The 16,519-nt window shown below is 72.9% G+C and carries 10 protein-coding genes; 5 read left to right on the forward strand and 5 right to left on the reverse strand.

The features are described from left to right. Window positions 1-3 precede the first annotated feature (3 nt). Together gatB and PCA76_RS06405 are read left to right on the forward strand one after the other, a co-directional pair. Entirely contained in the window at window positions 4-1,503 is a 1,500-nt protein-coding gene (gene gatB, locus PCA76_RS06400) for an Asp-tRNA(Asn)/Glu-tRNA(Gln) amidotransferase subunit GatB (protein WP_272615983.1), read from the forward strand. 88 nt (window positions 1,504-1,591) lie between these two features. Next, window positions 1,592-3,949 (forward strand): transketolase-like TK C-terminal-containing protein, encoded by a 2,358-nt coding sequence (locus PCA76_RS06405; RefSeq protein ID WP_272615985.1) that lies wholly within the window; start codon window positions 1,592-1,594, stop codon window positions 3,947-3,949. A 21-nt stretch (window positions 3,950-3,970) separates the two neighbouring features. On the opposite strand, the gene PCA76_RS06410 is transcribed toward PCA76_RS06405, so the two are convergent. The 3 genes from PCA76_RS06410 to PCA76_RS06420 form a co-directional block, all read right to left on the reverse strand. Then, on the reverse strand, window positions 3,971-5,557 hold the full coding sequence (locus PCA76_RS06410) for a metallophosphoesterase (RefSeq protein ID WP_272615986.1): 1,587 nt from the start codon (window positions 5,555-5,557) through the stop codon (window positions 3,971-3,973). A gap of 61 nt (window positions 5,558-5,618) precedes the next feature. Further along, the gene (locus PCA76_RS06415) at window positions 5,619-6,791 is read right to left on the reverse strand and encodes a PQQ-dependent sugar dehydrogenase (protein WP_272615988.1); all 1,173 of its coding nucleotides are present in this window, start codon (window positions 6,789-6,791) and stop codon (window positions 5,619-5,621) included. Between the two features lie 92 nt (window positions 6,792-6,883). Further along, window positions 6,884-8,701 carry a SpoIIE family protein phosphatase gene (locus PCA76_RS06420; RefSeq protein WP_272615989.1) on the reverse strand — a complete coding sequence of 606 codons (1,818 nt, stop codon included), beginning with the start codon at window positions 8,699-8,701 and terminating at the stop codon, window positions 6,884-6,886. 186 nt (window positions 8,702-8,887) lie between these two features. On the opposite strand from PCA76_RS06420, the gene PCA76_RS06425 reads away from it, so the two are divergent. Then, complete coding sequence (locus PCA76_RS06425; protein ID WP_272615991.1) at window positions 8,888-9,814, forward strand: 2-hydroxyacid dehydrogenase; 927 nt, start codon at window positions 8,888-8,890, stop codon at window positions 9,812-9,814. Here the strand turns inward: PCA76_RS06425 and PCA76_RS06430 are convergent. Beyond that, window positions 9,808-10,200: a PH domain-containing protein gene (locus PCA76_RS06430; protein ID WP_272615992.1), complete on the reverse strand. Its 393-nt coding sequence runs from the start codon at window positions 10,198-10,200 to the stop codon at window positions 9,808-9,810. The two genes, PCA76_RS06425 and PCA76_RS06430, sit on opposite strands and share 7 nt — an antisense overlap. A gap of 1,326 nt (window positions 10,201-11,526) precedes the next feature. Between PCA76_RS06430 and PCA76_RS06435 the strand changes: the two genes are divergently transcribed. After that, window positions 11,527-12,813, forward strand: coding sequence for a GGDEF domain-containing phosphodiesterase (locus PCA76_RS06435; RefSeq protein WP_272615994.1), 1,287 nt, complete (start codon window positions 11,527-11,529; stop codon window positions 12,811-12,813). An 18-nt stretch (window positions 12,814-12,831) separates the two neighbouring features. Here PCA76_RS06435 and PCA76_RS06440 read toward each other — a convergent pair whose 3' ends face one another. Beyond that, window positions 12,832-13,851: a LacI family DNA-binding transcriptional regulator gene (locus PCA76_RS06440; RefSeq protein ID WP_272615995.1), complete on the reverse strand. Its 1,020-nt coding sequence runs from the start codon at window positions 13,849-13,851 to the stop codon at window positions 12,832-12,834. Between the two features lie 111 nt (window positions 13,852-13,962). On the opposite strand from PCA76_RS06440, the gene PCA76_RS06445 reads away from it, so the two are divergent. Continuing rightward, window positions 13,963-16,413 carry a glycoside hydrolase family 2 protein gene (locus PCA76_RS06445; RefSeq protein WP_272615996.1) on the forward strand — a complete coding sequence of 817 codons (2,451 nt, stop codon included), beginning with the start codon at window positions 13,963-13,965 and terminating at the stop codon, window positions 16,411-16,413. The last annotated feature ends 106 nt before the right edge of the window (window positions 16,414-16,519 follow it).

Below are 16,519 nucleotides of genomic sequence, written 5' to 3' on the forward strand. Positions count from 1 at the left end.
CAGATGACGACGACGCTGCCCGCGTACGACGAGGTCGTTGCGCGTTACGAACCGGTGATCGGCCTGGAGACCCACGTCGAGCTGGGCACGAACACCAAGATGTTCTGTGGTTGCCCGACCGACTTCGGTGGCGAGCCGAACACCCGGGTCTGCCCGGTGTGCCTGGGCCTGCCTGGTTCGCTGCCGGTGGCCAACAAGGCGGCCATCGAGGCGATCATCCGGATCGGCCTGGCGTTGAACTGCTCGATCGCCGAGTGGTGCCGGTTCGCGCGGAAGAACTACTTCTACCCGGACATGCCGAAGAACTTCCAGATCAGCCAGTACGACGAGCCGATCTGTGTCGACGGTTACCTGGACGTCGAGGTCAACGGCGAGACGGTGCGGATCGAGATCGAGCGGGTGCACCTCGAGGAGGACACCGGCAAGACGCTGCACGTCGGTGGCGCGACCGGCCGCATCCACGGCGCGACCGAGTCGCTGGTCGACTACAACCGGGCCGGCATTCCGCTGGTCGAGATCGTCACCAAGCCCATCCCGGGCACCGGCGCGCTCGCCCCCGACGTGGCCAAGGCGTACGTCACCGAGCTGCGGGACGTGATCCGCACCCTCGGCGTCTCGGACGTGCGGATGGAGGAGGGTTCGCTGCGCTGCGACGTGAACACCTCGCTCAACCTGCCGGGGCAGGAGTGGGGCACCCGCACCGAGACCAAGAACGTCAACTCGCTGCGCTCGGTGGAGCGGGCGGTCCGCTCGGAGATGTTGCGGCAGGCTTCGGTGCTCGACGCGGGCGGCCGGATCACCCAGGAGACCCGGCACTTCCACGAGGACACCGGCGACACCACCTCCGGGCGCTCGAAGGAGACGGCCACAGACTACCGGTACTTCCCGGAGCCGGACCTGGTGCCGATCGCCCCGGACCCGGCCTGGGTCGCCGAGCTGAAGGCCGCCCTGCCGGAGCTGCCCCGGGTGCACCGGCGTCGGCTGCAGCAGCAGTGGGGGCTCTCCGACCTGGACATGCAGTCGGTGCTGAACGCCGGTGCGGTCGAGCTGATCGAGGCCACCGTGGCCGCCGGCACGACTCCGGCCGCGGCCCGCAAGTGGTGGCTGGGTGAGCTGTCCCGCCGGGCCAACGAGAGCGGCGTGGAGCTGGCCGAGATCGGTGCGACTCCGGCGCAGGTCGCGGAGCTGCAGGGGTTGGTCGACGCCGGCAAGCTCAACGACAAGATGGCCCGCACGGTGCTGGAGGGTGTGGTCGATGGTGAGGGCTCGCCCACCGAGATCATGACCAGCCGGGGCCTGGAGGTCGTCTCGGACACCGGCGCGCTGACCGCGGCCGTGGACGAGGCGATCGCCGCCAACCCGGGCATCGCCGACAAGATCCGCAGCGGCAAGGTCGCGGCGGTCGGCGCGCTGGTCGGCGCGGTCATGAAGACCACACGCGGTCAGGCCGACGCGAAGACCCTGCGGGAGCTGATCCTGGAGCGCCTCGGCGTCGAGGGCTGACCGGCACACCGCACCCCCGGCCGCCTCGGGCGGCGTGATCCGCACCCCCTCGCGAGGGCGTCAACGGCGACGCCTGGATGGAGCCACCGTGACCCAGCACGACCTCGATGTCCTCGGCGAGATCCAGCGGCGGGTGCTCTGGCTCGCCACCCGGATCGTGGACGCGGCCAACCACGACCGGGCCACCGGCGACGGTGTGAAGGTCGGCGGCCATCAGGCGTCCAGCGCGTCCCTGGTCACGGCGATGACCGCGCTCTGGTTCGCGCATCTGGACGCCGAGGACCGGGTCGCGGTGAAGCCGCACGCGTCCCCGGTGTTCCACGCCATCCAGTACCTGCTCGGCAACCTGGACCGCTCCTACCTGCCCCGGCTGCGGGCCCGTGGCGGTCTCCAGTCGTACCCGTCGCGCACGAAGGACCCGGACGAGGTGGACTTCTCCACCGGGTCGGTCGGCCTGGGCGCGGCGGCGCCGCTCTTCGCCGCCGCCACCCGGCGGTACGTCGACGCGCACTTCGGTGCCCGCCCGCACTCGCGGTTCGTGGCGCTGATCGGTGATGCCGAGCTGGACGAGGGCAACATCTGGGAGGCGGTCGCCGACCCCGCCACCACCGGGCTGGGCAACGTCATGTGGCTGGTCGACTTCAACCGCCAGTCGCTGGACCGCGTGGTGCCGGGCATCCGGATCAACCAGTGGCGGGGTCAGTTCGAGGCGGCCGGCTGGCACGTCGTGGAGGTCAAGTACGGCCGCCGGCTCGCCGAGGCGTACGCCCGACCGGGTGGCGAGGCGCTGCGCGACTGGATCGACGCGATGCCCAACGAGCAGTACCAGTCGCTGTTCGGGCTGGCCGGTCCGGCGCTGCGCAAGCAGTTCCTGGACGGCGCGCCAGCCGGCATCGACGAGCTGATCGGCCACGTCGACGACGAGGAGTTGGGCCCGCTCGTCACCGACCTGGGCGGGCACGACCTGCAGGCGATGCTCGACGCGTACGCCCAGTGCGACGCGGTCACCGACCGGCCCAGCGTCGTCTTCGCGTACACCGTGAAGGGTTGGGGGTTGCCCATCGCCGGCAACCCGCGTAACCATTCCGCGCTGCTCAGCTCCGAGCAGGTCGACACGCTGCGCGCCGCGCAGGGGTTGACCCGCGAGACCGAGTGGGACCGCCTCGACCCGGCGTCACCGGCCGGGATCCGGGCCGGCGCCCGCCGGGAGGCGCTGTCCCGCGCGCCCCGCGAGCGCGCGTTGGGGGTCACCGTTCCGGAAAGCACGGGAGTACGCGCAACCAAGCCGATCTCCACGCAGGAGGTCTTCGGTCGGGTGCTGGTGGACCTGGCTCGGGACCGGGAGGTAGGCCGCTACCTGGTGACCACCGCCCCGGACGTGGCCACCTCCACCAACCTGGCCGGCTTCATCAACAAGACCGGGGTGTTCGCCCCCACCGAGCAGCGATCCTGGACCGAGGACCGGATGCTGCGCTGGACGGAGAGCCCTTCCGGGCAGCACATCGAGCTGGGCATCTCGGAGATGAACCTGTTCCTCCTGCTCGGCCAGCTCGGCCTGTCCTGGGACCTGTCCGGGCAGCCGCTGCTGCCGGTGGGAACGGTCTACGACCCGTTCGTGCTGCGGGGCCTCGACGCGTTCCTGTACGGCACGTACTCCGGCTCACGGTTCGTGGTGGCCGGCACCCCGTCGGGCATCACCCTGGCTCCCGAGGGTGGCGCCCACCAGTCCACCATCACCGCGTCGGTCGGCCTGGAGCTGCCCGGCGTGACCTTCGTCGAGCCGGCGTACGCCGGCAGCCTGGACTGGCTGCTCTGCGACGCGCTCGGGCAGATCGCCGGCGGATCGTCGCCGGCCGCGACCGCCGCGCCGGCCGAGGACGGGGCGTACTACTTCCGGCTGAGCACCCGTCCACTGGACCAGGCGCCGTTCGAGGCGGCCCGGGCCCGGCTCGGCGATGCGGTGCTGCGCCGACAGGTGGTCGCCGGGGCGTACCGGCTGGTCGACGCGCATCAGGCGTACCCGCACCTGGCCGACGCCCCGGTGGTGCAGCTGGCCGCCTCCGGCGCGGTGCTGCCCGAGGTGCTGACCGCTGCGGCGGAGCTGGCCGAGGAGGGCGTCGCCGCGCACGTGGTCGACGTGACCTCGCTGGATCGGCTCTACCGGGCCTGGCAGCGCACCCTGCGTCAGGGCGTGCGGACGGCCACCGTGCCCAGCGTGCCGGGCGCGCTGCGGTCCGCGTTCGCCGATCGGGTGCCGGTGGTGACCGTGCACGACGCCGCGTCGCACGCCATGGCCTGGCTCGGCTCGGCGGTCGGCGCGCCGGCGGTGCCCCTCGGGGTGGACGAGTTCGGCCAGTCCGGCACCGTCTCCGAGCTGTACGAGTTGCACGACCTGCTGCCCGGCAGCATCGTCAACGCCGCCCTGGCCGCCATCGCCCTGCGCTGACCCCCGACTTCCGGCCCGCGTTCAGCTGGTCGGGGTCGGGGTCGGGGTCGGGGTCGGGGTGCCCGAGGGGGGCGTTGCGGCGGTGGGGTTCTCCACCACGTGCCGTTCCAGGTTGACCTGGGCCTGCCCGGTGCCGCCCACGGTTATGTCGTCGTACGCCTGGAGCATCTTCTGCTGGTCGAAGTAGAGCACGCTCATCGACAGTGGCGTCGGATTCTCGCCCTCCAGGCCACGCAGCCCGGCGCCGCCGGTGGAGCCCTCCACCATCAGCGTGGTGGGCTGCTGCCCGGGCGTCTGCGGCAGCTTGGAGATCTGCCGGGCGTGGGTGTGCCCGGCCAGCACCAGTGGGCAGGTGCCGGCGAGCGGTGCTGCCGACGCCGGGTCGTGCACGAGAGCGATGTTGACCGGTCGCGGCGAGCTGCGGACCGTCGCGGCGAGCTGGTTGCCGACCCCGATCACCTGATCGGCCACCTCCTGGGTCAGCCCGCTGCCAGCGGGGGAGGTGTTCTTGTCCGGGGTGAAGCGCGGGTCGCCGATGCCGGCGATGGTCAGCCCGGCGACAGTCGTCGTCGAGTTGTTCAACACGATCGCGTTCGGCTGCCGGGCCACCGCGGCGGCGGTCCGGCCCGAGTCGTGGTTGCCCCGGATGAAGACGTACGGCTTCTTGAGCAGACCGATCGAGCCGACGAAGGACGCCTCCGGTTCGCTGCCCCAGTCGGTGATGTCCCCGGTGTCGACCACCACGTCGATGCCGAACTGCTCCACGACCGTCCGGATCAGCTGCCAGCCGGTCGGGTTGAGATGCATGTCGGAGACGTGCAGGACCCGGGTGGTGCCCGGGGCCGGCTCGTACACCGGGAGCGCCGACACCGTGGTGTAGAGCTGGCTGACGTTGCCGACGAGGCGTTGCAACTGCTCGGCGTACTTCGTGTAGTCGTTGGCGATCCGCCGGGCGTCACCGACGATGGCCGGCGCGTTGACCAGCAGCCCCTCGTAGCGTGGCTCCTCGATCGCCTGGGGACGCAGGGTGGCCGCCGCCGTGCCGAGGCTGCCGGCGGTGATCAGCAGCGCCAGCCCGCCCGCCCAGGCGGTCCGTCGGACGTTACGGAAGATCAGCCCAGCCAGGATCAGGGTGACCAGCACCGACGCGCCGAGGGTCCGCAGGCCGAGCCGCATCACACCGGAGCGGACGTCCTCCACGGCGCTCTGGCTGGCCCGGCTGATGCTGGCGGGATCGTCGAGCAGCGCCTCGGTGCGCCCCTGGTCGAGGGCGCCCAGCCGTACGGTGAGGTGGGTCGGCCCGTCGTGGCTGTCGAGCAGCAGCGCGCCGAGCGGCGGTATGTCGACGGTGGTGCCGCCGTCACGGGCGGGGGAGATGCTGAGGTTGGCCCGGAACGGCCCGATGTCGGTGTCCACCTGACCGCCCGCCAGCACCCCCAGCACCGCCCCGGCGAGGGCCACGGCGAGCACGGCGACGATCAGCCCGATGCGGCGCAGCGGCCCGGCGGACCCGACCCGCCAGCCGGTCGGGCGTGGCCGATCACCGCTGGTCACCGGGTCGCCCCGGTCACCGGCGTCGTCGTGCTGCTCGTCGCGCTGCCCGTCCATGCTGAAAGTCTGACCTGCCCGTCGGAAGATCTTGGCGAACCTGAACGGATGGTGACGAACGTCAGCTCCGGCCGCCGTCGCCGCCGGCGAAGACCACCCGCAGGAGCCGGTCGTCGTCGCCCGCCGGGGTGCCCCGCCCGTCGTGGTTGGAGGTGCTCACCCAGAGCGACCCGTCCGGTGCCGCGGCCACCGCGCGCAGCCGGCCGTACCGGTTGGTGAGCAGTTCACTGGGCTGACCGAGCAGCGTGCCGGTGTCGGTCAGCTCCAGCACCCAGAGGCGCTTGCCGCGCAGGCAGCCGGTGACCAGCAGCCGGTCCGTGGCGGCCAGACCGGAGCAGGACGCGTCCGCGGTCGCCCACTGCGTGATCGGGTCGGTGAACCGCTTGTCACCGGCACGACCCTCGACCTCGGGCCAGCCGTAGTTGCCGCCCTTGGTGATCTGGTTGATCTCGTCCCACGTGTTCTGGCCGAACTCGACGGCGTACATCCGCTTGGCGGCGTCCCAGGCGAAGCCCTGGACGTTGCGGTGGCCCAGTGACCAGACCGGGGAACCGGGATACGGATTGCCCGCGGCGGGCTTGCCGTCCGGGGTGATCCGCAGGATCTTGCCGCCGAGGCTCTTCACGTCCTGGGAGAGGGGGCGCTGCCCGGCGTCACCCGTGCTGACGTAGAGCTGCCCGTCCGGGCCGAAGCCCAACCCGCCACCGTTGTGCACATTGGCCTTGGGGATGCCGGTGAGGATCGGGGTGGGCTGCCCGCCGAGTTGCAGCCGGGCGACCCGATTGTCCTGCTCGGCGGTGTAGTAGACGAAGACCGTCCGGTCCTGGGCGTAGCCGGGGGAGACGGCGATGCCGAGCAGGCCACCCTCACCCGCCGCCGCCACGTCGGGGATCGTCTGCACCGCGCGGACCCGCAGGCCGTCCGGCCCGGATTCGGGGCCGACCTGCACGATCCGGCCGTTGTCCCGTTCGGTGACCAGAGCGCCGCCGTCCGGCAGGAAGGCGATGGCCCAGGGCACCCGCAAACCCTTGGCGAGCACGGTCGCCACCGCCTGCTGGCCGGCGCCGCCGGGGCCTGCCGACGCGGACGGGGTGGGCAGGTTGGGCGGCTCACCGGCCGGGTCGGGCTCCGGTTCGCCGAAGCTGCAACCGGCGGTGAACAGCAGCGCCGCGCAGGACGCCGCGAGGGCCACGCGGAGGCGGCGGGTGCGAGGGTACGGGGGACGGGCTCTCACCCGGCCCAGGGTAGCCCGCCGAACGGCCCGGCCGGGCCCGTCGGGATCCGACGCGTGCCGGTGACACCGGCGGGTGGTCCCCGGCGGACCGCTCACCGCGCCCGTACGGCCAGCAGTGCGGTGTCGTCCTCGCGGTGGCGGATCGAGGCGAGCAGCAGGTCACACAGCTCGTCGAGGGGCAGCGTGTCGGCGCCGGTCAGCCGGTCTGCCAGCTCGGCCAGCCCTTCGTCGATGGATCGGTCCCGTCGCTCGATCAGCCCATCGGTGTAGAGCAGCAGGGTGTCGCCGGTGGCCAGGCTGGTCGACTGGCTGGTCCGTGGCGACGGCCGGGCCAGGCCGAGCAGCGGCTCCGGCGTCGCCTCCAGGGCCTCGACCGCCCCGTCGGCGCGGACCACCAGGGCTGGCGGGTGCCCGGCGTTGGACCAGGTCACCGCGTGGACGCCGGCGCTCTGCGGACGGATCCGGACCAGGGTCGCGGTGGCCGCGATCGGCAGCCGCAGGCCACGAATCGCGCCATCCAGGTTGCTCATCAGCGCCCCGACCGTGTCCGGCCGGCCGAAGGCGTTGCCCCGCACCAGGTTGCGCAGCTGGCCCATGGTCGCCGCCGCCTCGATGTCGTGACCGGCCACGTCCCCGATTGCCACGATCACGTCGCCGTCGGGCTGGACGAAGGCGTCGTACCAGTCACCGCCCACCTCCACCCGGTCGGCCGCCGGCTGGTAGCGGGCCGCCAGCTCCAACTCGTTCAGGACCGGCAGCCGCGGCAGCATGCTGTGTTGCAGAACCTCGGCGACGTGCCGCTGCTCGCCGTACATCGAGCTGTTGCCGATGGCCTGGCCGGCCCGGCGGCCGATGTCGACCGCGGTGAGCAGGTCGCGGTCGTCGAACTGCTGACGTTGGGAGTCGTTGACGAGGGTGATCGCGCCCAGCACGGTGCCGCCGGCGCCCGGCACCGGCACGCTCAGGTAGGAGGCGATGCCCAGGCGACCGGCGATCGACGCCATCTCCGGGTGTGTGGTGCCCCTCGTCACGTCGGCCAGGGACGCCACGCTGCCGAGTCGGGGCTGGCCGGTCCGCAGCACCGCCCGGACCATCGACTCTGGGCTCAGCCCGGTGCGCAACAGCTCACCGAAGCGGTCGACGTCCGCCGCCCGGGCCGGGTCGCGGTGCACCGAGACCACCTCGCGGGGCAGGCCGGTCGGCCCGATCAGGGTGAGCAGGCACCAGTCGGCGAGCAGCGGAACCATGGTGGCGCCGAGTCGGCGCAGCGCGATGTTCACGTCCAGTGTGCCGGCCAGCGTCTCGCTCACCCCGGCCAGCAGCTCCAGTCGCTCATGGGCCTGCACGACCCGGCGCCGTGCCTCCTGCGCGCCGTCGAGCGCGATCCGCAGTCGCAGCTCCGATGAGCAGGCGGCTGCCAGGTCGGCCAGTGTCCGCAGCTGCGCGGCGGTCCAGGCGCGGGGCTTGCTGTCGATGGCGCAGAGCGAGCCGAGCACCCGGCCGGAGAGGTCGGTCAGCGGCATCCCGGCGTACGCGACCACGCCGAGGTCGTCGATGGCCAGGTTGTGCCGGACGCGCGGGTAGAGCCGGGCGTCCGGCAGCACCATCGGCACCTCGGTGTCCACCACGTGCTGGCAGAAGGAGTGGCTCAGCGGGGTCTGCCGGCGCTCCGACCAGGGGTCCGGCAGCCCGACCGCGCCCGGAAAGAACTGCCGGTCGGCGGAGACCAGGGACACCAGCGCGACCGGCACGTCCAGCAGGTCGCTGACCAGCCGGGCGAACCGGTCGAACGCCTCGTCCGGGGCGGCGTCCAGCCCGGTGTCGGCGAGCGCGCGCAGCCGCGCCGGGTCGCTGAGCGCCGCAGGTGGGGCGATCGGACGCCGGGCGGTGGCGGGGGAGCCGTCGGTCATCGAGCACCTGTCTGCCGGGGCGGAGGCCGACCGGCCCTCCGATCCTTCGTTATACCTCGTCCAGGCCCTGGCCGAACATCGGTGTGCTGAGTCTCGCCTGCACCGGCTCGGCGCGCCATCCCCCGGGACGTCGGTTCGCCGCCGTGCCCGCGCCGGCTGCCGCGTCGGGGACTATCGTCGGCGGACGTGAAGGTATGGATCCCGCACCGCGCCGGCCTGAACCTCATGGGCGAGCTGCCCCCGAACGTGACGGTGGAGGTTGCCGAGCACGCCGACCAGTTGCCCTCGGAGGTGACCGACGTCCGCGTCTGGGTGCCACCGTTCCTGAGCGGGACGGACGCGACGGCGTTGCTCCATCAGCTGCCCGACCTGGCGGTGGTGCAGTTGCTCTCCGCCGGGGCCGACGCCTGGGCCGGCCGTACGCCGCCGGGTGTCACGCTCTGCGACGCTCGTGGTGTGCATGACCCGTCGACTGCCGAGTGGGTGGTCACCGCGATCCTCACCCAGTTGCGGGCGTTCCCGGCGTTCGTCCGGGCGCAGGCCGAGCGGCGCTGGGCGTTCGAGGGGAACGCCCCGACCGACGAGCTGACCGGTAAACGGGTGCTCATCATCGGAGCCGGGTCGATCGGCACCGCGGTGCGCGACCGGCTCGCGCCTTTCGAGGTGACCTTCACCCTGGTCGCGAGGTCGGCCCGCCCGGAGCAGGGGGTGCACGCCGTCGAGGAGTTGCCCCGGCTGCTGCCCGAGGCGGACGTGGTGGTGGTGCTGGTGCCGCTCACCGACCAGACCCGTGGCCTGATCGACAAGGATTTCCTGGCCGCGATGCCGGACGGGGCGCTGCTGGTCAACGCCGCCCGGGGGCCGGTGGCGCACACCGAGGCGCTCGTCGCCGAGCTGGGCACCGGTCGGATCTCGGCGGCGTTGGACGTCACCGATCCGGAGCCGCTGCCCTCCGACTCGCCGCTCTGGGCGATGCCGAACGTGCTGCTCACCCCGCACGTGGCCGGCTCGGTGCGCGGCCTACTGCCGCGGGCCTACCGGCTGGTCGGCGATCAGGTACGCCGGTTCGCCGCCGGGCAGCCGCTGATCAACACGGTGGTCGACGGCTACTGACCGGGGGACTCGGCCGCGTCGTCGGGCAGCGTCTGGCCGGTGACTGAGATCAGCCGGGGCAGATCCTCCCCGCGGACGGCCGGCAGCGTGAGCTGCTGGCCGTCGTCGAGCCGGGCGACCGCCCGTCCGCGCTCGTCGGTGGCCAGCTCGAGGACCTGGTCCCAGTCGATCCGGCGTTGCCCCGCCAGTGCCCGTACGCGCAGCTCCCGCGCGTCGGCGTCGGTGCCGGCCCGCCAGGCCCACACCGCGACGGCGAGCGGAACGAGCAGCACCGGCAGCAGGTAGGTCCGGGCGTTGGCCAGCGGCAGGGCACCGAAGAAGGCGATGACCGCGGCGACCAGGATGGCTTGGTTGAACCGGAAGCGGACCGTGTCGGGCTTACTCACCCTCCGATGATCCCACCCCCGGCCGGTTCGGCTCGCGGCGGGCGGTGCCGCCGGGGTGCCGCACGCCGTACAGTGACACAGGTCTTTGTCTCTTCCAGATGACCGAGAAGTAACCGATCCGGCCGTCGATCGTTACCAACTTTTGAACAGCGGACCCGCAACGTCCGATGTCCCGCACCGTCGCACCGCCCCCGTGCCCCCTCACGAAGGCGACCGCCGTGCTCCTCGCGTACCCGTTCCGCGTCCTCGTCCCCCGCCGTGCGGCACCGGAGGCCGCCACGTCCACGGCGGTGGCGCTGCTCCTGCTCGCTGGTGCCGCCGAACTGGTCCCGACCTCGGTGGTGATCGCGCTGGCCGCCGGGGCCGGCGCCACGCTCGCCGGGGTGCGACTCTCCCGGCTGGCCACCCGGCGCCCCACCGATCCGTCGCCGCGTGCGGCGGGCGTGCTGCTCGACGCGGCGGTGGTGGCGGCTGGTCTCGCCGCCGTCGTGCTGCCCCTGACCGACATCGGGCACACCGTCGCCGTGCTCGCCGGGTCGCTGGTCGTGGCGGCCCTCTCCGTGACCGGCCTGTGCCGGCTCCCCGGCCGGACGCGGTCGTCGGCCGGGGTCCGGCTGCGTTGGCTTGTCGAGTCGACCGGCCCGGCCGTCGGTCTGGCCCTCGCCGGCTGGCTGCTGCTGCCGCCCCGTGACGGCCTGCCGGCCCCGGCCCGGCTGGTGGCCGCGTTGGCGCTCGGCGGGCTGGGCATGGCCGCGCTCACCGCGTTCGCGGGGCCACGGCGACGCTCGGGCGCGGCGGTGTGCCGGGGCGGCGTCCTGCTCACCCTGGGCGGGCTGGTGCTGCTGGCCACGCTGCCGGCTGGGCGGGCGACGCTGCTGGCCGTACCCCCGCTGGTGTTCGGGATGCTGCTCGTCGCGGTCGGTGCGGCCGACGCGGCGGACGTGGGCGACGCGGAGCCGGCGGAGCCGATCGCTGCGGCCTGGCCCCGGTCGGTGCTGCCGGCGGCGGTGCTCTTGCTGGCGACGGGCCTGCACCTGGGTGCCGGCCGCGCCCCGGATCGGACGAGCGTGTTGTTGGCCCTGGCGGCGGTGCCGCCCCTGGTGTTGCGCGAGCTGCTGCGAGCGGGTGATCCGCCCACCCCCGAGCGGCGCGCGGCGCATCGCCGCCGTGCCGGCGCCGCGATCCGGCATCGCCGTGCGGCGCAACCACGCTGGCTGGGTACGTCGGATCCTCCACCCGCTCCGCCCGAACACCGCCATCCCGACCGTGCCGGTGACCTGGATGACCCGGCCACCGCGAACGGTGTCGGCTCGACCTGGTCGTCTGATGGCGACGCGGCCTGGGCGGCGCTCAACCGGCGGCCCGTTCCGGGGAGGCGGTGGTCCGGGCGACCGGGCGGCCCTGCTGGACGCCCTCGCCGCGATCGGCGACGTGCCGGTGCCGACCGGTGCGCTGCTGCTGGTGGACCTGCACGGCACCGACGGGATCGGCCCGACGGCCCGGGAGGACGTGCTGGCCGAGGCGGTGCATCGCGTCCGCGCGGTCATCGCACCCGACGATCTGGTCACCGGGTGCACGGCTGCCGGCTTCGCCGTGGTCACCGCCGCCGGCCCGGTGCTGGCGTACGCGCTGGGCACCCGGCTGTTGACCGTGCTCACCCCGCCCTACCGGCTGGCCGGTGCGGTGCTGCGTGTCCAGGCGAGCATCGGGTTGGCCGAGGTGAGCGGTGCCGGGCCGGCGGACGTGCTCCGCCAGGCCGAGCTGGCTCGACGACGGGCCGTGCAGCTGGGCCGGGATCGGGTCGAGTGGTACGACGCGTTCCTGGAGGAACAGCTGGTTCGCCGGCTCGACCTGGAACGCGAGCTGCCCGGTGCGGTGGCGCGCGGCGAGTTGGATCTCGTCTACCAGCCGGTGGTCGACCTGGTCGACGGGCAGCCGGTGGGGGCGGAGGCGCTGCTGCGCTGGCGCAGCCCGGTGCTCGGCACGGTGCTCCCGGCCGAGCTGCTGCCGGTCGCGGAGGACCTGGACCTGGTCGGCGAGTTGGAGTGGTGGGTACTGGATCGGGCCTGCCGGCAGTTGTCCAACTGGTCGGTGGGCGCCCGCGAGCTGTGGATGGCGGTCAACGTCACGACCCGGGAGCTGACCACCCCCGACTTCGTCCAGCGGGCCGCGGCCGTGCTGGCCGCGTACGGGGTGCCGCCGGAGCGGCTGGTGGTGGAGGTGAGCGAGCCGAGGGTCGCCGGTGACCTGCCGACCGTGGTGGCCCGGCTGGCCGGGCTGCGGTCGCTGGGCGTACGCACCGCGTTGGACGACTTCCGGGCCGAGCACGCCTCGCTGGCTCAGCTTCGCCGGTTGCCGATCGACCTGCTCAAGGTGGGCCCGGAGTTGGTGGGCGCGCGGCCGGACGGGCAGCCGCCGCTGATCGACGTGGTGGTCAACGTCGGTGAGCGGCTCGGTGTCGAGATCGTCGCCGAGGAGTTGGAGTCGTCGACCCAGGTCGAGGGGGCGCGTCGGGGCGGCTGCCGGTACGGGCAGGGGTTCGCGCTGGCCCGCCCGGCGACGGCGGAGCGGGTCGAGGCGTACTTCGAGGAGTTTCCGTCGGCGTCCCGCTGAGCTGACAGGTTAACCGGTTCACCTATCTCGGGGAGGTGCGGTGCTGCCCCGCGGGGTGAGGTGGGGCGTCTCGTCCTGCACCCGGCTCGCGGGTTGTCCGCCGATGACGGCGAGCAGTTGCCGGGCGGCGTGCGCGCCGTACGCCGGGATGTCCCGGCCCAGCGCGGTCAGCGGCGGATGCACGAGGCGGCACAGCGGTGAGTCGTCCCAGGCCACGATGGACAGATCGCCCGGCACGGTGAGCCCCATCTCCTGGGCGACGGACAGCCCGGCGATGGCCATCACGTCGTTGTCGTAGATGACCGCGGTGGGCCGGTGGGCGGAGCTGAGCAACCGGCGGGTGGCCCGACCGCCCTCCTCGCCGGTGTAGTCGGACCAGACGGTGACCGCGTCGACCAGGTCGAGCCGCTGGCAGACCGCCGCGAAGGCGTCGGTGCGGATCTCGGTGTGCCGCAGGTCGGGCAGGCCAGCGACCCGCGCGATCCGTCGGTGCCCGAGCGCGACCAGGTATTCCACCGTCTCGGTCAGCGCGGCGGTGTCGTCGGACCAGAGGCTGGCCAGGTCACCGGTGCCACCGGGCCCGCCGATCACCACCGCCGGCAGTTGCAGCTGCTCGAGTGCGGGGATGCGCCGGTCGTCGGTGCGCAGGTCGCAGACGAGCACCCCGTCCACCCGACGTTCGCCCCACCAGCGCCGGTAGACCGCGATCTCGGCGTCGTGGTCGGCCACCACCTGGAGGGTCAGCGCGTACGAGCGGGCGGAGAGTTCGGCCTCGACACCACTGATCAGCGCCATGAAGAACGGCTCGATGCCGAGTATCCGGGCCGGTCGGCACAGGGCCAGTCCGACTGCCCCGGCGGTGGCGGCGGAGAGGGCGCGGGCGGCGCTGCTCGGGCTGAACCCGATCTCCGTGGCGATGCTCAGGATGCGCTGCCGGGTGGCCTCGGAGACGCCGGGCTGCCCGTTCAGCGCGTACGAGACGGCGCCCTTGGAAACCCCGGCGCGTCGGGCCACGTCGGCGATGGTCGGCCGCTTCACCGGCGTGCTCCTCCACTCTCCGGCCGTTGACAGTCCGGATTCCGAACCGTACGGTGGCTCAGCTTATCCGGTTCAGTCAACGTCTTTCGATGCAGAAGGTGCGGTGAAACCTTGAGCCGACAGGCACTCTACGACGGTTGGACCCTGCGGGCGGCACCCGGAGCGCAGGTGCCGGCCGAAATCGCCGGGCAGGCCGTGCCGGCGACCGTGCCCGGTTGCGTGCACACCGACCTGCTCGACGCCGGGCTGATCCCCGACCCCTACCTCGACGACAACGAACTGGCCCTGGCCTGGATCGGTCGCACCGACTGGCACTACCGGACGAGCTTCCGGCGCCCGGCCGGCGACCACGACCGGGTCGACCTGGTCTGCGCCGGCCTGGACACCGTGGCCACGGTCACCGTCAACGGCGCTGAGGTCGGCCGCACCGAGAACATGCACCGCGGCTACCGGTTCGACGTCCGGCCGCTGCTGCGCGACGGCGACAACGACCTGCTCGTCGCGTTCGACTCCCCGTACCGCTACGCCGAGGCGCAGCAGGAGCGGCTCGGCGACCGGCCCAACGCCTACCCGGAGCCGTTCCACTTCATCCGCAAGATGGCCTGCAACTTCGGCTGGGACTGGGGGCCGACCCTGGTCACCGCCGGCATCTGGCAGGAGATCAGCCTGCACGCCTGGTCCACCGCCCGGCTGGCCACCGTCCGCCCACTGGTCACCATGGACGGCCGTGACGGGCGGGTCGAGCTGCACGTCGAGGTCGAGCGTGTCGCGGACGTCCCGCTGACCGTCCGGGCCGCCGTCGCCGACGCCCGCGCCGACGTGGTCGTCCCGGCCGGGCAGAGCACGGCCGTCCTGACCCTCACCGTCCGCGAGCCCGCGCTCTGGTGGCCCCGGGGGTACGGGGAGCAGGTGCGCCACCCGATCGAGGTGACCCTGCACGCCCCGGACGGCGACACCCTCGACAGCTGGTCCCATCGGATCGGCTTCCGCTCGGTGCGACTGGACACCACTCCCGATGAGCACGGCACCCCGTTCGCGCTGTCGGTCAACGACGTGCCGGTGTTCGTACGCGGGGTCAACTGGATCCCGGACGACGTGTTCCCCACCCGGATCACCCGGGACCGGCTGGCCGAGCGGTTCGACCAGGCCGCAGCGGCCAACATCAACCTGCTGCGGGTCTGGGGCGGTGGCCGGTACGAGTCGGCGGACTTCTACGACCTCGCCGACGAGCGCGGGCTGCTCGTCCAGCAGGACTTCCTCTTCGCCTGCGCGGCCTACCCGGAGGAGGAGCCGTTCGGCAGCGAGGTGGCCGCCGAGGCCGCCGAGCAGGTGACCCGGCTGGCGCCGTACCCGTCGTTGGTGCTCTGGACCGGCAACAACGAGAACATCTGGGGCTGGCACGACTGGGACTGGCAGCAGGCCCTCGCAGGGCGCACCTGGGGGCGCGGCTACTACCTCGACGTGTTGCCCCGGATCGTCGGCGAGCTGGACCCGACCCGCCCGTACTGGCCGGGCAGCCCCTGGTCGGGCACCGAGGCGATCCACCCCAACGACCCGGCGCACGGCACCACGCACATCTGGGACGTGTGGAACACCGACGACTACACCAAATACCGGGAGTACGTGCCGCGCTTCGTCGCCGAGTTCGGCTACCAGGCCCCACCGGCGTACGCGACCCTGCGTCGGGCACTGAGCGACGAGCCCCTGGCGCACGACTCACCGGGCATGGCTCACCACCAGAAGGCGGCCGACGGTGACGGCAAACTCCAGCGGGGCCTGGACGCGCACCTGCCCGCCCCGGCGGACTTCGACGACTGGCACTACCTGACGCAGCTCAACCAGGCCCGCGCGATCCAGTTGGGGGTGGAGCACTTCCGTTCACACCGGGGCATCTGCGCGGGCACCATCGTCTGGCAGCTCAACGACTGCTGGCCGGTCACCTCCTGGTCGGCCGTCGACGGCGACGGCCGCCGCAAACCCCTGTGGTACGCGCTGCGCCACGCGTACGCCGATCGGCTGCTCACCGTGCAGCCCCGCGACGGCGGCCTGGCCCTGGTCGCGGTCAACGACGGCGGCACGCCCTGGCACGCGTCAGCCTCGGTGACGCGGCTGACCCTCACCGGTGAGCCACGGGCGAAGACGACGATGGAGCTGGCCGTTCCCGCGTACTCGGCGGTGACGCTGGCGCTGCCGACGGAGCTGAGCCGGCCGGAGGAGTCCCGGCGTGAGCTGCTGGTCGCCGAGGCGGGCCAGAGCGCTGAGCGTGCGCTCTGGTTCTTCGCCGAGGACCGGGACGTGGACTGGCCCGCGGCCGCGTGGGAGGCGACGGTCGAGTCGTTCGACGGTGGGCAGCGGGTCCGGGTCACGGCCGCTACGGTGCTGCGCGACCTGACGCTCTTCGCGGACCGGTTGGACCCGACAGCTTCCGTGGACAAGGCCCTGGTCACCCTGCTGCCAGGCGAGTCGACGACCTTCACCCTGCACGCCGACGCCCCGCTGGACGCCACAGCCCTCGCCGCCCGCCCGATGCTGCGCTGCGTGAACGACATCGGACGCGGCTAGCTCGCGCCTCATGATCGTGCTCGATCCAGGAAGTAGTGGTCTCCGTCGGCGAGGGAGGCCACTATTTCCGTGTTCGAGCACGATCAGAGTGCTCACGAGACGGATA

Source organism: Micromonospora sp. LH3U1, from assembly GCF_028475105.1.
Lineage (GTDB): Bacteria > Actinomycetota > Actinomycetes > Mycobacteriales > Micromonosporaceae > Micromonospora.

Excerpts from the sequence above, each read along its gene's own strand:
- PCA76_RS06435 (WP_272615994.1), top strand. The coding sequence starts at position 11,527 with ATGGCGACGCGGCCTGGGCGGCGCTCAACCGGCGGCCCGTTCCGGGGA.
- PCA76_RS06410 (WP_272615986.1), bottom strand. The coding sequence starts at position 5,557 with ATGGACGGGCAGCGCGACGAGCAGCACGACGACGCCGGTGACCGGGGC.
- PCA76_RS06420 (WP_272615989.1), bottom strand. The coding sequence starts at position 8,701 with ATGACCGACGGCTCCCCCGCCACCGCCCGGCGTCCGATCGCCCCACCT.
- gatB (WP_272615983.1), top strand. The coding sequence starts at position 4 with ATGACGACGACGCTGCCCGCGTACGACGAGGTCGTTGCGCGTTACGAA.